The 22,286-nt window shown below is 65.9% G+C and carries 21 protein-coding genes and 2 riboswitches; of the genes, 3 read left to right on the top strand and 18 right to left on the bottom strand.

Annotated features, from left to right (window positions below; translation table 11 throughout):
• Nucleotides 1–2 precede the first annotated feature (2 nt).
• Nucleotides 3–863 carry a haloalkane dehalogenase gene (locus BST12_RS02260; RefSeq protein WP_083111373.1) on the top strand — a complete coding sequence of 287 codons (861 nt, stop codon included), beginning with the start codon at nucleotides 3–5 and terminating at the stop codon, nucleotides 861–863.
• A gap of 13 nt (nucleotides 864–876) precedes the next feature.
• Here BST12_RS02260 and gcvP read toward each other — a convergent pair whose 3' ends face one another.
• The 13 genes from gcvP to BST12_RS02195 all read right to left on the bottom strand — a co-directional run bounded on the left by gcvP (nucleotide 877) and on the right by BST12_RS02195 (nucleotide 15,157).
• Nucleotides 877–3,702 carry an aminomethyl-transferring glycine dehydrogenase gene (gene gcvP, locus BST12_RS02255; RefSeq protein WP_083111372.1) on the bottom strand — a complete coding sequence of 942 codons (2,826 nt, stop codon included), beginning with the start codon at nucleotides 3,700–3,702 and terminating at the stop codon, nucleotides 877–879.
• Nucleotides 3,703–3,746: 44 nt separating this feature from the next.
• A riboswitch (glycine riboswitch) is annotated at nucleotides 3,747–3,861 on the bottom strand.
• A 2-nt stretch (nucleotides 3,862–3,863) separates the two neighbouring features.
• Nucleotides 3,864–3,961: riboswitch (glycine riboswitch) on the bottom strand.
• A gap of 40 nt (nucleotides 3,962–4,001) precedes the next feature.
• On the bottom strand, nucleotides 4,002–4,619 hold the full coding sequence (locus BST12_RS02250; RefSeq protein WP_083111371.1) for a MerR family transcriptional regulator: 618 nt from the start codon (nucleotides 4,617–4,619) through the stop codon (nucleotides 4,002–4,004).
• 297 nt (nucleotides 4,620–4,916) lie between these two features.
• Nucleotides 4,917–5,411 (bottom strand): bifunctional nuclease family protein, encoded by a 495-nt coding sequence (locus tag BST12_RS02245; RefSeq protein WP_083111370.1) that lies wholly within the window; start codon nucleotides 5,409–5,411, stop codon nucleotides 4,917–4,919.
• A 97-nt stretch (nucleotides 5,412–5,508) separates the two neighbouring features.
• Nucleotides 5,509–6,258, bottom strand: a complete 750-nt coding sequence (gene ftsR / locus BST12_RS02240) for a transcriptional regulator FtsR (protein ID WP_083111369.1) — start codon at nucleotides 6,256–6,258, stop codon at nucleotides 5,509–5,511.
• Nucleotides 6,255–6,722, bottom strand: coding sequence for a glycogen accumulation regulator GarA (gene garA / locus BST12_RS02235; RefSeq protein ID WP_276028748.1), 468 nt, complete (start codon nucleotides 6,720–6,722; stop codon nucleotides 6,255–6,257). Before garA ends, ftsR begins: the two co-directional genes overlap by 4 nt.
• Before the next feature lie 251 nt (nucleotides 6,723–6,973).
• Entirely contained in the window at nucleotides 6,974–7,378 is a 405-nt protein-coding gene (gene gcvH / locus BST12_RS02230) for a glycine cleavage system protein GcvH (protein ID WP_083111367.1), read from the bottom strand.
• A gap of 37 nt (nucleotides 7,379–7,415) precedes the next feature.
• A complete protein-coding gene (locus BST12_RS02225; RefSeq protein ID WP_083111366.1) occupies nucleotides 7,416–8,339 on the bottom strand; it encodes a DUF881 domain-containing protein in 924 nt (307 codons plus the stop codon).
• Nucleotides 8,336–8,668 carry a small basic family protein gene (locus BST12_RS02220; RefSeq protein ID WP_083111365.1) on the bottom strand — a complete coding sequence of 111 codons (333 nt, stop codon included), beginning with the start codon at nucleotides 8,666–8,668 and terminating at the stop codon, nucleotides 8,336–8,338. The genes BST12_RS02225 and BST12_RS02220 overlap by 4 nt, the downstream gene beginning before the upstream one ends.
• Before the next feature lie 25 nt (nucleotides 8,669–8,693).
• Nucleotides 8,694–9,617, bottom strand: coding sequence for a DUF881 domain-containing protein (locus tag BST12_RS02215; RefSeq protein ID WP_083111364.1), 924 nt, complete (start codon nucleotides 9,615–9,617; stop codon nucleotides 8,694–8,696).
• The gene (locus BST12_RS02210) at nucleotides 9,610–10,239 is read right to left on the bottom strand and encodes a CDP-alcohol phosphatidyltransferase family protein (RefSeq protein ID WP_083111363.1); all 630 of its coding nucleotides are present in this window, start codon (nucleotides 10,237–10,239) and stop codon (nucleotides 9,610–9,612) included. The genes BST12_RS02215 and BST12_RS02210 overlap by 8 nt, the downstream gene beginning before the upstream one ends.
• A gap of 53 nt (nucleotides 10,240–10,292) precedes the next feature.
• Nucleotides 10,293–12,629, bottom strand: coding sequence for an accessory Sec system translocase SecA2 (secA2, locus tag BST12_RS02205; protein WP_083111362.1), 2,337 nt, complete (start codon nucleotides 12,627–12,629; stop codon nucleotides 10,293–10,295).
• Nucleotides 12,630–12,686: 57 nt separating this feature from the next.
• The gene (locus tag BST12_RS02200; RefSeq protein WP_308207325.1) at nucleotides 12,687–13,439 is read right to left on the bottom strand and encodes an ANTAR domain-containing protein; all 753 of its coding nucleotides are present in this window, start codon (nucleotides 13,437–13,439) and stop codon (nucleotides 12,687–12,689) included.
• A gap of 62 nt (nucleotides 13,440–13,501) precedes the next feature.
• Entirely contained in the window at nucleotides 13,502–15,157 is a 1,656-nt protein-coding gene (locus BST12_RS02195) for an acetolactate synthase (RefSeq protein WP_083111360.1), read from the bottom strand.
• A gap of 96 nt (nucleotides 15,158–15,253) precedes the next feature.
• On the opposite strand from BST12_RS02195, the gene bacA reads away from it, so the two are divergent.
• Nucleotides 15,254–17,173, top strand: a complete 1,920-nt coding sequence (gene bacA / locus BST12_RS02190) for a vitamin B12 ABC transporter pemease/ATP-binding protein BacA (RefSeq protein ID WP_083111359.1) — start codon at nucleotides 15,254–15,256, stop codon at nucleotides 17,171–17,173.
• On the opposite strand, the gene BST12_RS02185 is transcribed toward bacA, so the two are convergent.
• The 3 genes from BST12_RS02185 to BST12_RS02175 form a co-directional block, all read right to left on the bottom strand.
• A complete protein-coding gene (locus BST12_RS02185) occupies nucleotides 17,170–18,639 on the bottom strand; it encodes an FAD-binding protein (RefSeq protein WP_083111358.1) in 1,470 nt (489 codons plus the stop codon). The genes bacA and BST12_RS02185 overlap by 4 nt on opposite strands.
• A gap of 49 nt (nucleotides 18,640–18,688) precedes the next feature.
• The gene (locus BST12_RS02180; protein WP_083111357.1) at nucleotides 18,689–19,189 is read right to left on the bottom strand and encodes a VOC family protein; all 501 of its coding nucleotides are present in this window, start codon (nucleotides 19,187–19,189) and stop codon (nucleotides 18,689–18,691) included.
• 93 nt (nucleotides 19,190–19,282) lie between these two features.
• Nucleotides 19,283–19,969, bottom strand: coding sequence for a TetR/AcrR family transcriptional regulator (locus BST12_RS02175; RefSeq protein WP_083111356.1), 687 nt, complete (start codon nucleotides 19,967–19,969; stop codon nucleotides 19,283–19,285).
• A gap of 112 nt (nucleotides 19,970–20,081) precedes the next feature.
• On the opposite strand from BST12_RS02175, the gene BST12_RS02170 reads away from it, so the two are divergent.
• A complete protein-coding gene (locus BST12_RS02170) occupies nucleotides 20,082–20,522 on the top strand; it encodes a nitroreductase/quinone reductase family protein (RefSeq protein WP_083111355.1) in 441 nt (146 codons plus the stop codon).
• A 3-nt stretch (nucleotides 20,523–20,525) separates the two neighbouring features.
• On the opposite strand, the gene BST12_RS02165 is transcribed toward BST12_RS02170, so the two are convergent.
• Together BST12_RS02165 and BST12_RS02160 are read right to left on the bottom strand one after the other, a co-directional pair.
• A complete protein-coding gene (locus BST12_RS02165; protein ID WP_083111463.1) occupies nucleotides 20,526–21,197 on the bottom strand; it encodes an Rv1815 family serine proteinase in 672 nt (223 codons plus the stop codon).
• A 73-nt stretch (nucleotides 21,198–21,270) separates the two neighbouring features.
• On the bottom strand, nucleotides 21,271–22,218 hold the full coding sequence (locus tag BST12_RS02160; protein WP_211281190.1) for a sterol desaturase family protein: 948 nt from the start codon (nucleotides 22,216–22,218) through the stop codon (nucleotides 21,271–21,273).
• Nucleotides 22,219–22,286: the final 68 nt, after the last annotated feature.

Below are 22,286 nucleotides of genomic sequence, written 5' to 3'. Positions count from 1 at the left end.
TAATGACCGTCGACTTCACCCCTGATCCCCAGCTGTATCCGTTCCAGTCGCGCTGGTTCGACAGCACGGCCGGGCGTATCCACTACATCGACGAGGGCGCCGGCCCGCCCATCCTGTTCTGGCACGGCAATCCGACCTGGAGCTTCCTGTACCGCGACATCGTCAAGGTGCTGCGCGACCACTTCCGTTGTATCGCACCGGATTACCTCGGATTCGGGCTTTCCGATCGGCCCTCGGGCTTCGGCTACACCATCTCCGAACACGCGCGGGTACTCGGCGAGTTCGTCAACCATCTCGGCCTGGACGGATATCTGACGATGGGGCAGGACTGGGGCGGGCCCATCAGCATGGCCGTCGCCGTCGAGCGCGCCGAACAAGTGCGCGGAATTGTGCTGGGCAACACGTGGTTCTGGCCGACGGACACGCTCACCACGAAAATCTTCAGCAGGGTCATGTCCAGTCCCCCGATGCAACACGCGATCCTGCAACGCAACTTCTTCGTCGAGCGGCTGATTCCCGCCGGCACCGAACGCCGGCCGAGCGACGCCGTGATGGCGCATTACCGGGGTGTGCAGCCCAATCCGGCGGCGCGGGCGGGCGTCGCCCGCATGCCCAAGGAGATATTGGCCGCCCGGCCGTTGCTGGAGCGGCTGGCCCACGAAGTGCCGGCCAAGCTGGGCGCCAAGCCGGCCCTGTTCATCTGGGGCATGAAGGACGTCGCGTTCCGGCCGGGGCCCTCGCTGCCGCGGATGCGGGCCGCCTTTCCCGATCACGTCGTCGTGCAGCTGCCCACGGCCAAGCACTTCATCCAGGAGGACGCACCCGACCGGATCGCCGCGGCAATCGTGGAACGGTTCGGCTAAGAATCAGGCCGATTTACGCGAAAGCCTCCACCGGCGGGCACGAGCACACCAAGTTGCGGTCGCCGTAGGCGCCGTCGATGCGCCGCACCGGCGGCCAGACCTTAGGCCGGAAAGCCTTGCCCAGCGGGTAGGCCGCTTCTTCCCGCGTGTACGGGTGGTCCCAATCGGCGACGAGCAGACACTCTGCGGTGTGCGGCGCCCCGCGCAGCGGATTGTCGTCGGCCGGCCACTGCCCGGCACCGACTCGGTCGATCTCGGCGCGGATGCCGATCATCGCCTCGCAGAAGGCGTCCACCTCGGCCAGGCTCTCGCTTTCGGTGGGCTCCACCATAAGGGTGCCAGCAACCGGGAAGCTCATGGTGGGAGCGTGAAAGCCGTAGTCCGCCAGGCGCTTTGCCACGTCGTCGACGGTGACACCGGTCGCTTTGGTGATACCGCGCAAGTCCAGGATGCACTCGTGGGCCACCATGCCGTTCTCGCCGGTGTACAACACCGGGAAATACTCGTCGAGGCGACGGGCGATGTAGTTGGCCGACGTGATCGCGGTCAGCGACGCCGCACGCAGGCCTCCGCCGCCCATCATCCGGATGTAAGCCCAGGTGATGGGCAGGATCGAGGCCGACCCGTAGGGCGCCGACGACACCGGATGTCCGCCGGGTAATTCCGGGGCGAACCGGTGGCCCGGCAGGAACTGGGCCAGATGGGAGCGCACCGCCACCGGCCCGACGCCGGGGCCGCCGCCGCCGTGCGGAATGCAGAACGTCTTATGCAGGTTCAGGTGGCTGACGTCGCCGCCGAACTTGCCCGGCCGTGCCAGGCCGACCAGCGCGTTGAGGTTGGCGCCGTCGACGTAGACCTGGCCGCCGGCGTCGTGCACAGCCGCGCAGATGTCGGCGATGTCGTGCTCGTAGACGCCGTGCGTGGACGGGTAGGTGATCATCAGCGCCGACAGTCGGTCGGCATGGTCGCTGACCTTGGCGCGCAGATCGTCGAGGTCGACGTCGCCGTTGTCGTGGCAGCCGACCACCACCACCCGCATTCCGGCCAGCGCGGCCGAGGCGGCGTTGGTGCCGTGTGCGCTGGACGGGATGAGGCAGATGTCGCGGTGCGGCTCACCGCGGCTGGCGTGGTAGTCGTGGATCGCCAGCAGGCCGGCGTACTCCCCCTGCGAGCCGGCGTTGGGCTGCAACGAAACCGCGTCGTAGCCGGTGATCTGCACCAGCCAGTTCTCCAGGTCAGCGATGAGTCGGCGCAGCCCGGGAGTGTCTGCAGCCGGGGCGAACGGATGCTGACGCCCGAACTCCGGCCAGGTGATCGACTCCATCTCCGCGGCGGCGTTGAGCTTCATGGTGCACGACCCGAGCGGAATCATGCTGCGGTCCAACGCAATATCCTTGTCCGCCAGCGCCCGTAGGTGCCGCATCATCGACGTCTCGGTGCGATATTGGGTGAACGCCGGGTGCGTCAGGAATTCCGAAGTGCGCGTGGCGATTTCGGTGTTGGCCGGCGTGCCGGCCGCTACCCCGAAGGCGTCCAGGACCCCTGCCACGTGGGCGTCGGTCGTCGCTTCGTCGCAGGCCACCGACACGTGGTCAGCGTCGACGCGCCACACGTTGATGCCGTTGGCTTTCGCGGCGGCCACCACCTCGTCGGCGCGCCCGGGCACCCGGGCCAGCACTGTATCGAAGTAGCTGTCATGCACCAGCGCCTCACCCAGTGCTCCCGCGATCGTTTCGGCGTGCGCATGCACCCGCCGGGCGATGTTGGTCAGACCCTCGGCGCCGTGGTAGCTGGCGTACATGGCGGCCATCACCGCCAAAAGCACCTGCGCGGTACAGATATTGCTGGTCGCCTTGTCGCGGCGGATGTGCTGTTCGCGGGTCTGCAGCGCCAGCCGGTAGGCCGGTGCCCCGTCGGCGTCCAGTGACACCCCGACCAGCCGGCCGGGCAGCTGACGGGCATGCTTGGCGTGCACCGCCAGGTAGCCGGCGTGTGGACCGCCGAATCCCATTGGCACACCGAATCGTTGGGTGGTGCCGAACGCGACGTCGGCGCCGATCTCGCCGGGCGGGGTGATGAGCGTGCACGCCAGCAGGTCGGCGCCGATGGCCACTAGGGCGCCGCGCTCGTGAGCCTGCCGCACCAGCGCGCCCCAGTCGGTGATCCGGCCGCTGGCCCCCGGCAACTGGACGATGACACCGAAGAACTCGCCGTCGGGCAAGCCGTCACGCAAATCGGCGGTGACGATTTCGATCCCCAGCGGCTTGGCCCGAGTGGCCACCACGGCGGCCGTCTGGGCGAACAGGTCGACGTCGACGACCAATCGGTTCGCCGGGCCACGGCTGGCGCGGTGCATCAGCGTCATGGCCTCAGCGGCCGCTGTGCCCTCGTCGAGCATCGACGCATTGGCGATCTCGAGGCCGGTGAGATCCGTGACCATCGTCTGGAAATTCAGCAGGGCTTCCAGCCGGCCCTGGCTGATCTCGGGCTGATACGGAGTGTAGGCGGTGTACCAGGCGGGATTCTCCATGATGTTGCGCAGCAACACCGGCGGAGTGAGCGTGTCGTAGTAGCCCTGCCCGATCATCGACACGGCGACCGTGTTGGCATCGGCCAGCGCCCGCAGCTCGGCCAGTGCCTCGGCCTCGGTGGCGGCGGGAGGCAACCGGTCCAGGCCGGGGGCAACTCCGGTGTCGGTGAGCGCATCGAGGATGCCCGCCGGGACCGCCTTGGCGGCCAGCTCGTCGAGCGTCTCGACACCGATGACGGCGAGCATTGTTGCAATGGCCTGGCTGTCCAGGCCGATGTGCCGGTCGGCGAAGGTGGAATGGTCGGTCACTGGCGGAACTCCTGACACGCATCACAAAGGCAGAGGACTAATGGCCCTCTCCCTCTGTCTTCACCCGCTCGCCAGGCGCCTGAGAGATTCGGCGCCCGGTGGCGCCTTTCCCCATCGGCGGGTGACGCCGGTTAGGCCGTCACCGCTTTCCAGAGGCATCGTTGTCTAGCACGGTCCTGGTGCCTGAGAGGTTGACGGAGAGGTGTTGCTCCTTCGGCGTCCGTAGCTGGCAGCCACAGAACTCTCCCGCGCGAGGGCGATGCCTGCCCAGTCTACTCGGAGCGGCGATTTCCGCGCAGCTAGCCGATCTTGCGGTCGCGGTGCTTGCGGCGGGAGGCCAGCTCGTCTTCCGGAGCGGCGATGGACTCGCCGCCGTCGGCGCGCTCGCCGGGGAAGTCGGCGATGACGCCGGTCAGTTCCCGCATTGCACCCGAGACGGCGATGCCGAACACACCCTGGCCACCCTGCAGCAGGTCGACGACCTCCTCGGCCGAGGTGCATTCGTACACGCTGGTGCCGTCGGAGAACAGAGTGATGTTGGCCAGATCCTGGACACCACGCTGACGCAGATGGTCGACCGCAACCCGGATGTTGTGCAGCGAGATACCGGTGTCCAGCAATCGCTTGACGATCTTGAGCACCAGGATGTCCTTGAACGAATACAGCCGCTGGCTGCCAGACCCCGCCGCGCTGCGGATCGACGGGACGACCAGCGACGTACGCGCCCAGTAGTCCAGCTGACGGTAGGTGATCCCGGCGATCTGGCAGGCGCTGGGCCCGCGGTAGCCGACCAGTTCATCGGGCACCGAATCGTCCGGAAACAGCCCGGGCTGCACAGGTTCGCTCACGCCGTGGGGGCCGTCGGTGGCCGGGCGGTCGGCAAGGTCCAGCTGTTCTTGACGTGGCTGCTCGCTCACGGATGCTTCCTCTCGCCGATCGCGCTCTTGTCACTAGCTGCGTTACTGGCTGCCCCGACAGCCCACGTCTGCTCTGCCCGAGTGGTAGAGAGCTTACGCTGTTGGATTGCTGTCGTGCTCCCGGTTAAACATCAAATCGTCATCAAAGTATGGCTGGCGGCGCGCGTTGTCGGCGATATCCGTTAGGCGTGTCGACATCGCAGTGTGTGAGATGAGACTCATCCGTGACGTTTGCCGGAAAATATTCGCTGAAAGTGCTGCGCTTCGCTCAGCGGCTGCAGTGCTCGGCGTGAGCCTCTAGGTGGCCTTGAAGTCGTCGGGCGACACGCTGTCGAGAAACTCCTTGAACTTCTCCACTTCGTCTTCGCGGACAGCGGTGCTGGGCTCCTCGTCGCTCTCGTCGGGAATCAGCAGACCGGCCTGGGCCAGCACCGCCTCCTCGACGTAAATGGGTACCCCGACCCGCAATGCAATCGCCACCGAGTCCGACGGGCGCGCCGACACCGTGATGTTGCGATCGAAGATCAGGTCGGCGTAAAAGGTGCCTTCCTGCAGATCGACGATCCGGACCTCCTTGAGCGAATGCCCAAGCGCGGCAATGAGATCCCTGATCAGGTCATGAGTCAGCGGGCGCGGCGGCTCGACGCCCTGCTGCTCCAGCGCGATGGCTGCGGCCTCTGACTGGCCGATCCAGATCGGCAGATACCGATCACCGTTGGCTTCGCGCAATAAAAGCACCGGCTGGTTCTGCGGCTGCTCGACGCGAATGCCGACAACACGAACTTCACCCATCTGCGTCTGCCCTCCGCACATGCCGCCGCGACTGTCCCAAACTCAGCGCCACGACGTGGTGCCGTCGAACACCAAGCTGTCGAACGAAGTCTAGTCCTCAGCGGTGCAGAAGGTCGCGAACGGCCGACTTGATCAAAGAAGTGTGCAACGTAATGGCAAGCGCGGCGACCTCGCGAGCCAGATCGTCGGCCCGGTCACGTGCGCCGGCCTTGTCGGCCTTGACCAACGGCCCGGCGATCTGGGCGATCAAATCGGATTGCCGGTCGGCCGCCGAGCGGAACGCACGCAGATGCCGCGGCTCCACACCGTATTCGGACAACGCCCGCGCACATTGCAGGATCACCACGGCGTGCTCATCGAAGAAACCGCCCGGCCCGGTGGTGATCACTCCCGCTTTGAGCAAGGCGGTCAACAGCTCCCCGGGCACTCCCGCACGTTCCAGCAGGTCTTCGCGACTCAGCCGCACCCGCGACGGCGCGACGGCACCGGCGTCGGATGCCGCGGCCGATTCATCGGTGCCGTTGCCCGTCACCGAGACCAATCGCGGTACGCCGTAAGGAGATCCGAAGGGCGGAAGTTCGCCGTCGGGCTGGGCGTCCAGTTGCGCCCTGATCACCTTCAGCGGCAAGTAATGATCTCGCTGCGCGGTAAGGATGAAGCGCAGCCGTGCGCAGTCGTACGCCGTGAATCTGCGGTATCCCGATGCGGCCCGCTGCGGCGTCACCAGCCCCTCGGCCTCCAGAAAACGAATCTTGGAGATTGTGACATCCGGGAAGTCCGGTCGCAGCAGGTCCAAAACCGCCCCGATCGACATCCCGGTGAGCCCGGGGCTATCGGGTGCGCTCACTGGCCTCCGGTGCCCCCGTCGTCGTCACCTTGCTTGGGTCCGGTCAAGAACACCAGGCGGAACTTGCCGATCTGCACCTCGTCGCCGTTGGCCAGCACCGCGGAGTCCACCGGCTCGCGGTTGACGTAGGTGCCATTGAGGCTGCCGACGTCGACGACGTTGAACTCGTTGCCTTCCAACCGGAATTCGGCGTGGCGACGGCTCACAGTGACGTCGTCGAGAAAGATGTCGCTGTCGGGATGACGGCCGGCGGACGTGATGGGTTGGTCGAGCAGGAAGCGAGACCCCGCATTGGGCCCCCGTTTGACGACCAGCAACGCCGAGCCCGCCGGAAGTCCTTCCACTCCCGATACCGCGCTCTCGGCGCCCGCCTGTGCGGGCGCGTCCAGCTCATTGAGGAAGTCGGCGCGGAAGACGGAGGTCGTCTCCACCGTGACTTCATCAGAAGTCTGGTCGTTATCCATGTCCGTCACCCGCTGCTCCTCACTGGCCGCTGTGGCGTTGTCTGACCCGGCCGTTCGGCCGGCTTCCTCTACGATTCACCGCCTGGAGGCGGATTGGTGCTGATGTTCTCGACCGTACCGCCCACCGCTCGGCCACGGCTCGGCAGTGTGCCCTCCACTGCAGGATCGTAAGCCCGATACCCCGGCTTCTTCTAGGTCCATGCCGTGGCCGTCAGCGTCGCCGCGCGACGCTGACGGGACCTTAGCAACCGTCATTCGGTCAGTGTGCCGCGGTAGGCCTCAGCGTCCAGCAGCGCGGCCAGCGCGGATTCCAGGGCGGCCACCTGCGAGCCTTCCACCTGGATTTCCAGCAACCAGCCGCCGCCGTACGGGTCGGAGTTGACCAGTTGCGGATCGCCTTCCAGATCGCCGTTGACCGCCGACACCTTGCCAGAAACCGGGGCGTACAAATCCGAGACCGACTTCGTCGATTCAACTTCGCCAAAGGACTCGCCGGCGCTGACGTCGCTGCCCACCGCGGGCAATTGCACGAAAACCACGTCACCCAGGGCCGATTGCGCGAAGTCGGTGATGCCGACCCGGACGGTGTCCTCCCCGCTGCGGCGAACCCACTCGTGTTCGGCGGTGTAATGCAGGTCGGGCGGGATATCGCTCACTGGTGATCCTGTTCTGGTCGCTGCTGATCGGGGACGTTCACTTGACCGGCTGAGCGTATTGGTGCGGTTTTGGTTGTCGCAAGCTGGTGACATCGACTCGGTCGGCCTGTTGCACCGACATTCGCCCGCCGACGCGCTTGACACTGTCCTCGGCACCACCGGGAATGTTCATTGCGGCCGCAAGTGTCGGCGGATCACCAATCGCCAGAATCGAATACGGCGGCGACAGGGTCTTGGTGTCGATGGTCAGGGCGCCGGGGTTACCCACCACCCAGGTGTCGACCCCGACTCGCACGGACTGCCGGCCGTCGTTGATCTCGATTGCCTCGGCGCCGGCGGCGCGCAACTCGTTGATCACGTCGAGCATCGCTTCGGGCGCCACTCCCGGGCCCGGATCCTCGATCTTGATGGTGACGCCGGGGCCGGTGGCCGCCACCGCGCCGACGAGGATGGACAGCGCGGCCAGGCGGGCCTGGGCGCTTTCGATGGCCGCTTGATCGTTATTACCGGAGGCCTGCAGCGCGTTGAGGGTACTTTGCAGTTCGGTCACTTCGGTGTTCAGCGTGGCCTCGCGTTGCCGCAGCGAATCCAAAAGGACCAACAGATCCGCGGGCCGCGCGGTTTCCAGCGAGTCTCCGGACTCGGTCTGGCGGACCTGGGTGACGATGGCGACGCCCAGCACCAGGCACAGCACGATCGCCAGCATCCCGAACACCAGGCGGGATCGACCGCCGCGCCGCAGCGCCGATAATCCAGTGCGGCGCAGGGCGCCGATCTCGGGACGCGGGCGGTCGCCGGGCAGTTCATGACGGCCGCGCCGTACGGCTTCGTGAGCGCCGGCCTTGGCGTGGCCGTGTTGGCTTGCCGCACCACCAGTTTGGGCCGGTGCCGGTGCCTCGACCGCTTTCGGAGCCGGTTCGGGGGCGGCGTCCGAAGTCGGGTTCGGGGGATCTTGGGTCATGCGCCGAACAACCGGCGGCGCAACGCGGCGGCGTTGCCGAAGATCCGGATGCCCAACACGACGATGATCGCAGTGGACAACTGCGTGCCGACACCCAATTGATCACCGACGTAGACGATCAGGGCGGCCACCAAAACATTGAACACGAACGAGACCACAAAGACCTTCGGGTCAAAAATGCGTTCCAGGTAAGCGCGCAGCCCGCCGAAAACCGCGTCCAGCGCGGCCACCACCGCAATCGGCAGATAGGGCTGGATGACCTCGGGCACGCTGGGGTGGAAAACCAGACCCAGCACGATGCCGATGGCAAGTGCCGCGATACCGATCATGCTCGTCGGATTCCCGTCCGTGTCACTAAGACCCAATCTGTTTGGCGAACTTGACATCCCGGATCGACCCGGCGGGCAGGGTCAGCCCGTCGCCGGCGTTCACGGTCACCCCGACGCCGTAGGAGATCTCCAGCAGCTTAAGGCGGCGCATCCCGGGACTGCCCTCGAAGACGCCTTTCATCGCGCGCGGTGGCCCGATCGCCAGGATGGTGTAGGGGCTGCTGGTGGGGTTGTTGTCGACCAGAATCGCTTCACCGGCCTGCCGGATGGTCACATTCGGCCCGATCCGGGTGCCGTCGACCGAGATGGCCTCGGCGCCGCTGGCCCACAACGAGTTGACCACCAGTTGTAGGTCGCGGTCCAAAATGGTTTGCTGACTGCCTTTGACCCGCTGCTTGGAGACGTCGGAAAGATTCGGTCCGACACCGGGATCGGTGATAGTCAGCGTCAGCCCCGGGCCGATGACCGCTGTGCTGGCCGCCGCCAGGCTGAGGGCGTCCAGACGGGTCAGCAGCCGCTGCCCTTCGGCATCGTCGGCCAGTGCGGCCCGTTGCACCTCGTCGACCTTCGCCGAGAGGCCGCTGCGCTGTTGTGTCAACTTTGCGGCCGCGCCCTGCGTCGAACGCACGCTGGCCGCCAACATCTGCTGGGCGTTACGCACCCCGGGCGCGACGGAGCGGGCCTGGGCAACGGCGGCGGCAAACACCGTGGCGACCAGCGCCGCCGCCAGCGCCTGCCACATCCACCCGAACGCGCGGCTGCGCTGTCGCGGTGGCTGGTCGGCGCGGTCACGTTTGGCGGCGGCCGCCGCGTAACCGGGATCCAGGTGCTCGGAGAGCAGCGCGCGCAGCAGCGACGGGACGGGATAGCGCTTCGGCCGGGTCGCGGCATGCGCGCTATAGCCGGCATTGGGGTCGTAGCCGCCGAGCAGCCGGTCGGCGTCAGCCATGGCCGTCGGTTTTTTGGGTGACCGGTTGGTAGGCCCGGTGTTTGATCTTGGGCATCCGGCGCAGCACCAACAGCATGTGCATTACGTACAGGACGAGTGCCCACAGGTATGCGTACATGCCCCAGATCAAAAGCGCCCAGCCGCATGCCCGCAAGACTCGGCTCCACAAGCTGTCCCACTGTCCGGCCAGCAGTACCGGGAAGCCGCTCATCAGCGCGAAGGTCGCCGCCTTGCCGACATACGTCACCGGCAGCGCCGACACCCCGCGACTCCACAGCAATGGCAGCGTCACGCCGAGCGCCGCGTCGCGGGCCAGCAGCGTGACGATGAACCACCAGGGCACGATTCCGCTCAGTCCCAACACGATGGGAACGGTGATCATGTACAGCCGATCCACGGCCGGATCCAGGAACACACCCAACCGCGACGATTGGTTGAGCAGCCGGGCGATTTTGCCGTCCGCCCAGTCGGAAACGCCGCTGAACACCAGGATCGCTACCGCCCAGCCATGTGCGGGCGCGATCAGCATGACGTAAACGAACACCGGAATCAGCGCCAGGCGGATGAAGCTCAGCATATTGGGCACGGTGAAGACCCGACTGGGTACGGGCACCGGCTCCATGAGGCGTGACATTAGCTGGGAAATGTTGCGGGCGGTGTAACAGATTGCTGTGGCTAGCGGAAGACGCCGGGCAGGCTCAGGGTGGACAGCGTGTCATCCGACAGCGGATTGTCGTTGACCATGTAGGTCCACGTCGACGTCGGACGGGCCAGCTTGGAGAGGTCCAGCCCCTGCTCTTCTTCGAGGACATCTGCCGTTTCGAAGGTCTGCTGAGCCGCCTCGATGGCGTCCGCGGCCAGCGATGCGAACGCGTCGACCGCCATCCGGTGAAACTCGTCGAGTGGGTTCTGCCGGCCCAGTGCGCGCAAATGGATACTTTCCCGGATGTCGGCCAGATACGCCAAATGATCAGCCCAGCCGCGGTCGAGGTGGTACAGCATGATCAGCCGGCAGATTTTTTCCAGCCGTTCTTCGGAGATTTCTTCGGACAGCTCCTCGTACCGCTTGGGCGCCAGTTCGGCGAGTTCTTCGCGCGCGGTTGCCGTGCGCAGCAACGTGTTCCGCCGGTCGACGATGATCGCGCGCTGTTGAGCGATGAGCTGGTTGTAGCGCCAGGTGTTGGCATGCACGTCCAGCAGCCGGCCTTCGGCGACGCGTTGGGCATGGTCGAGCAGGCTGGTGGTCTTGGGGCTGACGATCCGCCCGTCCTCGTCGGTTTCGGTGGGCAGCTTGTTGCTGTCCAGGTTGGCCGCCACCACGTCGTCTTCCCAGCTCGAGAAGAACACCGACGAGCCGGGGTCACCCTGGCGTCCGGCGCGGCCGCGCAGCTGGTTGTCCAGCCGCTCGGTGTGGTGCCGGCCGGTGCCCACGACGTGCAGCCCACCCAGCTCGGCGACGCGGTCGTGATCGGATTCGTCGGACCCGCCCAAACGAATGTCGGTGCCGCGCCCGGCCATTTGAGTGGACACGGTGACCACGCCGTATTTGCCGGCCTCGGCGATCACCTGGGCCTCTTCGGCGTCGTTCTTCGCGTTGAGCACGACCGCGGGCACGTTGCGCCGCAACAGGCGTTCATGCAGTTCCTCGGATTCGGCGACGTCACGGGTGCCGACCAGCACCGGCTGGCCGGTCTCGTGCACGTCGACGATGTGGGCGACGATCGCGTCGTTCTTGGCCGCGGCGGTGATGTACACCCGGTCGGATTCGTCCTCGCGGATGTTGGGGGTGTTGGGCGGTATCGGCGAGACACCGAGCTTGTAAAACTGGCGCAGCTGCTCACCTGCAGCCAGCGCGGTGCCGGTCATGCCGCACACCGTGGTGTAGCGGTTGATCAGCGCCTGCACGGTGATGGTGTCGAGCACTTCGCCGGTCTCGGTGGTCTCGATGCCCTCCTTGGCCTCAACGGCGGCCTGCAGTCCATCGGGCCAGCGCTGCAATTGCGCGATGCGGCCGCGGGAGGCGTTGATCAGGTGTACCGCATCGTCGCGGACGATGTAGTGCACGTCGCGCTGCAGCAGCACGTGCGCGTGCAGCGCGACGTTGACCTCCGTCAGCGTGGTGCCGACGTGCTCCTCGGAGTACAGATCGATACCGCCGAGCGCCTTTTCGACCTTGCGGGCGCCGGCCTCGGTGAGGTGGACGTTGCGGCTGTCGGCGTCGGTGGCCAAGTACTCGTCGGCGTCCTTGTCGCCGACGAGCTCCCCGACCAGCTTGATGATCTCCAGCCGGGGCGTTTCCCGGTGGGTGGTGCCGGCCAGCACCAGCGGCACCAGCGCCTCGTCGACCAGCACCGAGTCGGCCTCGTCGATAAGCGCCACATCCGGGTTGGGCGAGACCAGGTCTTCCACATCGGTGACCAGCTGATCGCGCAGCACGTCGAAGCCGATCTCGTTGACCGAGGCGTAGGTGACGTCGCAGTCGTAGGCGGCCCGGCGCTCCGCGCTGGTGGATTCCCCGGTGATCCAGCCGACCGTCAACCCCATCGCCTCCAGCAGCGGACCCATCCATTCCGCATCCCGCCGGGCCAGGTAGTCGTTGATGGTGACGACGTGCACGTGCCGGCCGGCCAGGGCGTAGCCGGCGGCGGCAATCGCGCCGGCCAGCGTCTTGCCCTCACCGGTGGCCATCTCGATCACGTCGCCGGCAAGCATGCGCAGTGCCCCAAGCAGCTGCACATCAAACGGCCGCAGCCCGGTGGTCCGCTCGGCCGCTTCCCGGGCGATCGCGAGGAATTGCGGGATGTCGGCGGATTCGGCGAGATCTTCGAGTTCCAGCAGCCCAGCCGCCTTACGCAGCTTTTCGTCGCTGAGGTCGGCGGCGTCGGAGTCGAATTCTTCCGACGCGGTGACCGCGGTCATCGAACGGCTGCGGTTCTTTTCGGTACTGGCGCCCAGCAGCCGCCAGAATCGGCTGCTCAGCCGGCCTGGCTGAGCGCGGTTGGTCTTCGGCACAGGTCAACCGTACGCGCGGCGGCTCGGTTGCAGAGCCCCGCCCGCGGCGTTGCGGGTTCAGTTCGACTGCGGCGGACGCTGCGCCTCAACCACTTTGCGCGCGATCTGTTCGACCCGGATGTTCGTGTCCTGCGACAGCTTGACCAGCAAGTCGAATGCGCCGACAGAGTCGATGTTGAATCGCTCCATCAACATGCCCTTGGCCTGACCGATCATGTCCCGGGTATCGATGGCCACCCGAAGTTGCTCGTTCTCGACAACCAGGGCCCGCTCGCGCTGACTGTGCCGGTCATTCTCCACCTCGGTGACCGCCGCCAGCGTGTGCAGCAGCTCGGCGGACGACCAGGACCGCCCGGTTTCCAGGGCACGCGCCAGCACCGAAACCAGGTGTTCGAACCCCGCCACTTCCTTGACGCGGTGAACCACCCCGATCAGCTCGCCATGATCGACCAGCGGTGCGTTGGCGGGGCTCCAAACTTTGGGCAGAAACGTGTCCGGCGAATCCGGATCCCGAATGTCGTAGCGCTGGATCCACATGTTGTGCGGCCGGCCGCTGCGCATCGCTGTCTCCAACGATGCCGCCAGATTGGCGGTCCCGCTGGCCTGCGGATCGCCGGGGTTGTCGGGAAAGGCATCGAACAGAAGCTCTCCGCACAACTCGTCGCGCTCGCGCAGCGCGACACTTACGTAGGCGGTGCTGGCTGCCCGAATCCGCAAGTTGGGATCCAGCAGCAGAAACGGGAGGTCCGACGAGCGCCGGGCCAACACGTCGGCAATTGCATCGAACCGACTATGGGCGTCATCAGACATCATCACCAGGTCCCCAAATACACATCCCCGGCCTGCAAGCAGGTTAGCAACGACTCACACGGTCATGCCAGATTCGACCGGCGCGGATAGGCGATGCTCGGATCGGTGAGCACGTTGACAACGGCCGGCAGGCCGCTGGCGAAGGCACGGTCGAGCGCCGGGCGAAGCTGCGCGGGCGCCGACACCAGCTCGCCGTGCCCGCCCAGCGCCCGCACCACCTCGTCGTAGCGGGTTCCGGGCCGCAGCTCGGCCACCACCGAATAGCCGTACAACGCCTCCATGGGGTGCTTCTCCAAGCCCCAGATCCCGTTGTTGCCGATCACGGATACGACCTGCACGTCGTGCCGGACCAGCGTGTCCCATTCCATGCCGCTGAACCCGAACGCGCCGTCGCCCTGCAGCAGCACCACCTGGCGGTCGGGCCGCGCCAGTTTGGCGGCCAGGGCATAGCCGGGACCCGAGCCGAGGCAGCCGAAGGGGCCACTGTCCAGCCAGCAGCCCGGTTGATAGCTGTCGATCACCCGGCCGGCGTACGACCCGAAGTCTCCCGCGTCGATGACGACGACGGCATCGCGGTCCAGCAGCGAAGCCAACTCGGCGTAGACCCGCATCGGATGCAGCGGGGTCCGGTCGTCGGTGAGTTCTGCCTTCTCGACGGCGCGGGCCTCGGTTTCGGCTGCCCGCAGCTCGCCGATCCAATCCTCATGGTCACCGGACATAGTCAGCGCCGACAGGATCGCGGTGAGGTCGCCGTAGAGGCCGGCCGCGATGGGGCGCGGGTGTGGGCGGTCTGGTGCTGCCCGGTCTGCCACGACGAGTTGGGTGTCCGCCCCGAACACCCCTCCGAAGCCCAGGCGGAAGTCCATCGGCACCCCGACAATGAGCGCAACGTCGGCCTCCCGCAACGCCTTGCCCCGCGCGCGTGAAAAAGCCAACGGGTGGTCGGCGGGCACCACACCCCGGGCCATCCCGTTCATCAGCACCGGGATCCGCAGCTGCTCGGCAAGGCGCATCAACGCCGCTTCCGCATGTCCCCACCAGACGTTGGTTCCGGCCATGATCACCGGCCGTCGCGCCGACGAGAGCAGCCCAGCGGCCCGGTCCAGCGCGTCACCGTCGGGGCTGAGAGCCACCGGTAGATCCGTCAGGGCACCGGGACGCCCGTCGTCATCGGACATGGAAAACACGTGGTCCATCGGGAAATCGACGAAGGCCACGCCAGACGGGGCAGCCACGGCCGCCCGCAGTGCGTCGTCGATGAGCCGACCGGCGTCGTCGGCTGACTGAGCGGTCGCGGCTAAGCGCGCCAACGGCGCCACAAACGGCACATGGTCGATTTCCTGCAGCGAGCCCATGCCCCAGCGCAGCGCCGGCGCCCGACCGCCGAGCACCACCAGCGGCGACTGGTTTTGCTGCGCGGCGGCCATCGCGCTCATCCCGTTGGTGACCCCGGGACCCGCGGTCAGCGCCGCAACGCCGGGCACCCTGGTCACCTTCGACCAACCCTCGGCGGCAAAGGTCGCGGTCTGTTCGTGGCGCGTGTCGATCAGCCGGATGCCCTCATCGCGGCAGCCGTCGTAGATGGAGAACAGGTGACCGCCCGAGAGCGTGAAAATCGTGTCGATACCGCTGGCCTTGAGCCGGCGGGCGATGAGCCGGCCGGCATGAATCGGCTGGGTGACAGCGGCTGAGGCGGCGGGGATGCTCGTATCGCTCATGTCCGGCAAGCCTAGCCACGTCCTTCGGGTAACTTCGCCGAAGGATTTCTGTTGACGCGCCGCTGGCAACACCTCGCCTGTGAGGAGACACCGACCTTGGGCCCCAAACCGTTCAATCCCTCCATCGACTGGTCTAGGGCACTCCTGGATTCGCTGTACTGGGTCGGCAAGGCGTGGGCGATCAGCGCCGTATGTCTGATTGTCGTTCTGGTCCTGCTTCGCTACCTGACGCCGTGGGGCCGGCAGTACTGGCGGATCACCCGCGAGTACTTCGTCGGGCCGAAAAGCATCCGGGTATGGCTCATGCTCGGTGTGCTGTTGCTCTCGGTGGTCCTTGCGGTCCGGCTGAACGTGTTGTTCAGCTATCAGGGCAACGACATGTACACGGCCCTGCAGAAGGCCTTCGAAGGCATTGCGTCGGAGAACGATGCGATCAAACGCTCAGGGGTGCATGGGTTTTGGGTGTCGATCGGTATCTTTTGCATCATGGCCGTCATCCACGTGGCCCGGGTGATGGCCGACATCTACTTAACCCAGCGTTTTATCGTCGCCTGGCGGGTCTGGCTCACCGGACATCTGACCCAGGACTGGCTCGACGGCCGGGCCTACTACCGGGACCTGTTCATCGACGAAACCATCGACAACCCCGACCAGCGCATCCAGCAGGACGTCGACATCTTCACCGCCGGCACCGGCCCCAACCCGAATCAGCCCGCCAACGGGACGGGCAGCACGCTGCTGTTCGGGGCCGTCCAATCGGTTATTTCCGTCATTTCCTTCGCCGGTATTCTGTGGAATCTGTCCGGGCCCCTCACCCTGTTCGGGGTGTCAATTCCGCGCGCCATGTTCTGGACCGTCATCGTTTATGTGCTCGTTGCCACGATCATCTCGTTCATCATCGGGCGTCCGTTGATCTGGCTGAGCTTCCGCAACGAAAAGCTCAATGCCGCTTTCCGGTACGCGTTGGTGCGGTTGCGCGACGCCGCCGAAGCCGTGGGTTTCTACCGCGGCGAGCGGATGGAACGGACCCAATTGCAGCGGCGGTTCACCCCGATCATCGACAACTACCTCCGCTTCGTTAATCGAAGCATCGGATTCAATGGCTGGAACCTGGTGGTCAGCCAGGCCATCGTGCCGCTGCCGTGGGTGATCCAGGCGCCGCGGCTGTTCGCCGGGCAGATCGACTTCGGTGACGTCAGCCAGACGGCGTCGTCGTTCGGCAATATCTCTGACTCGCTGTCGTTCTTCCGCAACAGCTATGACGCGTTCGCGGGATTTCGCGCCGCGATCATCCGGTTGCACGGCCTGGTTGAGGCCAACGAACAGGGCCGGGCGCTGCCGTCGGTGCTGGCGCGCCCGAGCGAGGACGGCGCCGTCGAACTCGGTAGCGTCGAAGTGCGCACCCCAGCCGGTGACCGGTTGATCGACCCGGTCGATCTGCGGCTGGAACCCGGTGAGTCGCTGGTGATTACCGGAAGGTCCGGGGTCGGCAAGACCACGCTGTTGCGCAGCCTGGCCGAATTGTGGCCGTTCGCCAGTGGCACGCTGCGCTGCCCCGGCGGCGACAACGCAACGATGTTCTTGTCGCAGTTGCCCTATGTGCCGTTGGGCAGTCTGCGCGCCGTGGTGTGCTACCCGAATTCCCCGGACGATGTGCCCGACGATTTGGTGCGAGACACGCTGGCAAAGGTCGCGCTGGCGCCGCTGGCAGGCCGGCTGGACGAAGAGCAGGACTGGGCGAAGGTGCTTTCCCCCGGCGAGCAGCAACGCGTGGCCTTCGCTCGCATCATGCTCACCAAGCCCAAAGCCGTCTTCCTCGACGAAAGCACGTCGGCGCTGGATGAAGGGCTGGAATACGCGCTCTACCAGATGCTGCGCAGCGAACTTCCGGACTGCATCGTGGTCAGTGTCAGCCACCGTCTCGCCGTCGAGCTGCTGCACGAGCAACAACTCAAATTGCTCGGCGGCGGGGAATGGCAACTGGGCCCGGTGGAGAAGGAGCCGGCGAAGGTCTAGCGGCCCGCCCTGGCCGCCGCGTGCACTCCGGCGCGGCGGCCGAAGAACGAACCCTCACCCAGCTGGGTGCCGCTGGCATAGCCCTTTCCGTCCTGGGCGATGTTGGAGGCGCATGCCCCGGCCGCGTACAGGCCAGCGACCACCGACCCGTCTTCGCGCAGCACCTCACCGTCCACCGAGGTGGCCAGCCCGCCGACGGTGAATCCCGCGTACATCGCTTTGCCCAGCGACATGTCGAAGGCGCCCCATGGCCCTTTGTCTTGCGCCGCAAGGAATTCCGGTTGCTTGTGAAAGTCCGGATCCTCGCCGCGCGCGGCGTAGGTGTTGTAGCGGTCTAGGGTGGCCGCCAGGTTGCCCTGCGGAATGCCAAGCGCGGCTTCCATTTCGGTGACGGTCTCCCACCCGTCGATCAACGGCACCAGAGGCATTTTCGGGTGCTCGAGGTGGGCCTCGTCGACGATCAAGTAGGCCGCGCTGTCGGGCTGGTCCATGATGAAGCCGGCGGTCCTGGAGTGGTATGAGTCCTCGGCGACGAACCGCTGCCCCAGCTTGTTGACGATGATGCCGGTGAGCAGGATCGAGGGCGGGTACGGCGGCGCGGTGATGAAGATCTGATCCATGTGTTGCGTTGCGCCGCCAGCGGATTCGCCCAGCCGGATGCCGAGCCCGTCATCGTAGGTATTGCCGAGCACGAACGGCTTCTCGGCGAGCTTCGGCGTGTACTTGGCGACCATGTCCGGGTTCATCACAAACCCGCCGGCGGCGATGATCACCGACTTGGCTTTGATCGCACCGGTTTCGGAGAACCGCTTCCACATGACGCCGGTCACGCTGCTCTGCGGGCCCGAGCCCTCGACGATGAGCTCGGTGGCGCCCGTTTCGTAGCGGACCTCCACGCCTAAGCTGGCCGCCCGCTTGACGAGCAGGTCGATCACCATGCTGGCCCCGCCGGTGTCACCTGGGATCGGCACTTTGTGTCCGCGGGGCGCGGGCACCGCCTGCTCGAGGAAGGGCCAAACCTTCTCGTTGCCGGTGTACATCAGCCCTTCGGTGTTGGGCTGGATTACCGCCTTGCCCGGGAAGAAGCTGCGCTCGAACTGAAAACCCAGATCCTCCAGCCAGTTGAAGTGCTCCACACTGCCATAGCAGTACGCGCGGATCTTCTGGTGATCGGGTTGGCGGGACACCGCGACCAGGTACTTGTACATCTCGTCGGGCGAGTCCGGATTATTGGTCGCCTGCTGTACCGCGGTTCCGCCGCCCAGGTAGAAGTGCCCGCCGGCAAGCGAAGTGGTGCCACCGGCCGCGGCGGCGCGTTCGAGCAGCAGCACCCGCGCTCCGGCGGCCGCGGCGGCCACCGCCGCGCAGCCACCACCGATTCCGAAGCCGATGACCACCACGTCGACGTCATCCGACCAGGACGACACCGTGTTCGCGTCCACAGTCGCTGGTACCTGGGTACTCATGGGCGCCACTCCTCTCCCCCGCTACACACTGCATCGTCGTTGGTGCGGCTCACCGCTGCTCCTGTTTGACGTAGTCGTAGAACGCCCTGATTTGTGGCGACAGATGCGCGATCTCGATGAACGGCACCCCGGCCTGCGGCGCGGACACATAGGCGAAATGGATCCCGCCGGGCATCATGCCCTGCTGCACCACCTCGGCGCCATGATGAGTCGTCTCCAGGATCGCGGCGTCGAATAGCTCCTGGGTTTCGGCCTCGATGCAGATGTGGTGCAGGCCCGGCCCGTGATCGCGCAGAAAGTCACTATAGATGTTCTCCCCGCGGACCGGTGAGATCAGCTCCAGCTGCATGTCCGCGAGATAGCTCAGCGAGATGCTGGCGACGAAATCGGCAGGCTTGCCGCGATAGGTGCAGCTGTCCGGCGCGAAATGCACATTGGGGATCCGGACCCACTTTTTGGCGCCTAACAGGCCGGTGAGGGTCGTTTCGGTGGCGTCCAGGTCCGTGGTAACCCATGCGATCTGTGTCGGAGACTGAACGGGAAAGCTCATCGTTTCGCAGAATAGCCCACTTTGCCGCGATCGGCGATGGCCGTCTCCAAATGACCGGATGAACGTGTTCTAATTCCATGCGATGCGCCCCGTTTAGTGCTGTCCCAGCACATCCACCAGCAGCCGCAACTGAGCATCGAATACCGATTCAGGATCGGTCAGCGTATCGGCGCCGTACTGCCCGAACACCTCGAGGCTGACCGCACCAACCACGCCGGCCCATAACAGGACGCATTTGGCGACCACGCGGTCATCACCGGGGAATCCGAACTCATGCCGGATCCGTTCGAAGTCCGACGCCATCGGTCGGGGCGCCGGGCTATTCGTCAACATGATGTCGCCGGTGGCGATCCCGGCGGCGATCGCGTCGAAGAACGCCCCGACCACCCGGGTACCCACTCCGACCGTGCGCTCAGGGGGTGCGTGATACCCGGGCACCGGGCTGCCGTACAGGAGCGCCCACCGCGCCGGGTGGGCGACGGCCCACCGGCGCACCGCCCGAGCAATGGCGATCACGTCGTCGCTCCACAGCTCGGCGAGGGTGGCGTCGCGTGCTCGGTCCACGCTGTCGGCCAGGTCGGTATAGGCGTCGACGAGCAGCAACGTCAGCAGCTCGTCACGGCTGGACACATATCGGTAGACCGCCGACGACACCATGCCCAGCTCGCGGGCGATGGCGCGCAGCGATAAACCGGCAGCACCGTGATCCACCAGGTGGCGCCGGCCGAGTTCGACGATTCTCGCCTCGATCTGTTCCCGCGACTCCTGGCGCTTGCCCACGCGGCCCAGTCTGACACAACCGAGATCACTGCTCTTGTTTTTCCGATAAGACTGTGTCACGGTAACCAAAGAGAGCGGTGCTCTCAATTGCCGTCAATCGAGAGGCTGCGCTATGTCCACGCGATACGAGGAACCGAATAGAGCCGTCCAGGCAGCGAACGCGCTGATCCGCTGGCTCGCCGAACTGGGCATCAGCATCGCCGGCACCCGCGCATTGCGGGTGCGGGGCCGCAAGAGCGGCAAGCAGCGTTCCGTGGTGATCAACCTGCTCACCGTCGACGGCGTCGATTATGTCGTCTCACCGCGCGGCAACACCCAGTGGGCGCGCAATGTCAGGGCGGCCGGTGTGGTGGAGCTGGGACCCAGCTGGCGCAAGGAGCGCGCCGAAATCCGCGAACTCGCCGATGATGCCAAGCCCGAAGTACTCAGGCGCTATCTGCAGCGCTGGTACTGGCAGGTCAAGGACTACGTCGTTGGCTTGACCCCGCAGTCCAGCGATGACGAGCTGCGCGCCGCAGCACCGCAGATCCCGGTGTTCGAGCTCGCAAACTAACCGCTACGCCCTGGGCGGCGTACCGAGGTCCTGCCGGGCCTGCCCCAGGACTGACTGCCAGGACACCGCCGCGGGAAACTGCCCCCAGACGCTGTTGAAGATTCCGACGATCTGCGCGGGGCCCCCGGCCGGCGCCACGTAGATCGGTCCGCCCGAGTCGCCCTTTTGGCTGGCCACCCCATTGGACATGGTGAACCAACCGTTGTTGACGGCATCGACGGTTCCACACGTTTCACCGGTGCTGATACCGAAATGGCAGACCGCTTGGCCGGGTGCGACCATGACGCTTGGATTCGATACCAAAGGACGCCCACCCGGCAGGACGTCGTTCACCGTGACGTTGTCGGCCAGCGCGATCGCCTCGTAGTCGTCGATCGACTCGTCGGTGGCTACCGTCGTGCCGCTGGGTGTGCTGTCGCGAAACGCCGCAAGATGGCCGATGACGTTGTTGTTGACATCGGTAACCGGTCCCGCGCCCCGGCAGTGACCGGCGGTGTAGGCGATGCGCTGACTGCGGTCGATATAGGCCAGCGTGCAGACGCGGTTGTCCTGGTGGATCTCCATGCCGGGAAATACGAGGGTCGGGTCGGCCTTGGCGGTCGCCGGCGAATAGACCGAGGCGAGCGCCGCGAGGGCAACCGATGCGGTCAATACACGCTGTGCCAGGCGCCGCAATGTGGACTCCGATCCGTCGAGGCCGGCCAGTGCCGGACGCACATTGAGTTGTTCGCGTCGGAGGTGCCCGGCGTTACCGCGACGTGACCAAACGAGTCGTCGCGGTCGTCTTTGCGCTGACCCGCGGTTCCCAGCCCGGCGGCCCGAAGACGTAACCCAGCCGGTCCCGCAGCCGCGTTGCGGAACGCCAGTCCCGGACAATCGCCACGTATTCGTGGATCTGCAGCTTCCAGATGTTGAACGTGTCGACCTGCTTGGTCAGGCCGTAATGCGGCCGGAACAGCTCGGCCTGAAAGCTTCCGAACAGCCGGTCCCACACGATGAAGATACCGCCGTAGTTCTTGTCCAGGTACAGCTGATCCATCCCGTGATGCACGCGGTGATGTGAGGGTGTATTGAAGACGAACTCGAACCACCGCGGCATCTTGCCGATCCGCTCGGTGTGCACCCAGAACTGGTAGATCAAGTTCAGCGACCAGCTGAAGAACACCATCCAGGGCGGCAGCCCAAGCAGCGGCAGCGGTGCCCAGAGGAGCACTTCGCCGCTGTTGTTCCACTTCTGGCGCAGCGCGGTGGCGAAGTTGAAATATTCGCTGGAGTGGTGGGCCTGATGCGTCGCCCAGATCAGCCGGACCCGATGAGCCGCCCGGTGATAGACGTAATAGAGCAGATCGACGCCCAGGATCGCGACCACCCAGGTGTACCACTGGCCCGGCGAGAGATGCCACGGCGCCAGATAGGCATACAGAGCGGCATAGCCAAGCAGGGCCAGCGTCTTCCAACCCGCGGTGGTGGCTATCGAAACCAATCCCATCGAGATGCTCGCCATGGAATCGCGGCTGAGGTAGGCACCCGAAGCCGGCCGCCGCCTTCCGGTATCGGCGTTGGTCTCGATACTTTCCAGCTTGCGGGCGGCAAATCCTTCGAGGGCCAGCAGCAACAAGAAGAAGGGGATGGCGAACAGCACCGGGTCCCGCAAGGGCGGCGGCAGCAGTGACCAGAACCCGGGGTAGACATCCACACCAGACAGATTACGACCACGACTGCCCAGGCGGTGACCATCGGTCGCATGGGTTGTCCGGGCAGTAC

Source organism: Mycobacterium angelicum (assembly GCF_002086155.1).
Lineage (GTDB): Bacteria > Actinomycetota > Actinomycetes > Mycobacteriales > Mycobacteriaceae > Mycobacterium > Mycobacterium angelicum.
Note: the sequence above shows the minus strand (reverse complement) of the source record. Positions and strands in the feature narration are given on the sequence as shown.

Excerpts from the sequence above, each read along its gene's own strand:
- BST12_RS02195 (WP_083111360.1), bottom strand. The coding sequence starts at position 15,157 with ATGAGCGATACGAGCATCCCCGCCGCCTCAGCCGCTGTCACCCAGCCG.
- BST12_RS02200 (WP_308207325.1), bottom strand. The coding sequence starts at position 13,439 with ATGTCTGATGACGCCCATAGTCGGTTCGATGCAATTGCCGACGTGTTG.
- BST12_RS02260 (WP_083111373.1), top strand. The coding sequence starts at position 3 with ATGACCGTCGACTTCACCCCTGATCCCCAGCTGTATCCGTTCCAGTCG.
- BST12_RS02245 (WP_083111370.1), bottom strand. The coding sequence starts at position 5,411 with ATGGGTGAAGTTCGTGTTGTCGGCATTCGCGTCGAGCAGCCGCAGAAC.
- BST12_RS02210 (WP_083111363.1), bottom strand. The coding sequence starts at position 10,239 with ATGGAGCCGGTGCCCGTACCCAGTCGGGTCTTCACCGTGCCCAATATG.
- BST12_RS02180 (WP_083111357.1), bottom strand. The coding sequence starts at position 19,189 with ATGAGCTTTCCCGTTCAGTCTCCGACACAGATCGCATGGGTTACCACG.
- BST12_RS02215 (WP_083111364.1), bottom strand. The coding sequence starts at position 9,617 with ATGGCTGACGCCGACCGGCTGCTCGGCGGCTACGACCCCAATGCCGGC.
- BST12_RS02170 (WP_083111355.1), top strand. The coding sequence starts at position 20,082 with ATGTCCACGCGATACGAGGAACCGAATAGAGCCGTCCAGGCAGCGAAC.
- BST12_RS02220 (WP_083111365.1), bottom strand. The coding sequence starts at position 8,668 with ATGATCGGTATCGCGGCACTTGCCATCGGCATCGTGCTGGGTCTGGTT.
- garA (WP_276028748.1), bottom strand. The coding sequence starts at position 6,722 with ATGGATAACGACCAGACTTCTGATGAAGTCACGGTGGAGACGACCTCC.
- BST12_RS02185 (WP_083111358.1), bottom strand. The coding sequence starts at position 18,639 with ATGAGTACCCAGGTACCAGCGACTGTGGACGCGAACACGGTGTCGTCC.
- BST12_RS02225 (WP_083111366.1), bottom strand. The coding sequence starts at position 8,339 with ATGACCCAAGATCCCCCGAACCCGACTTCGGACGCCGCCCCCGAACCG.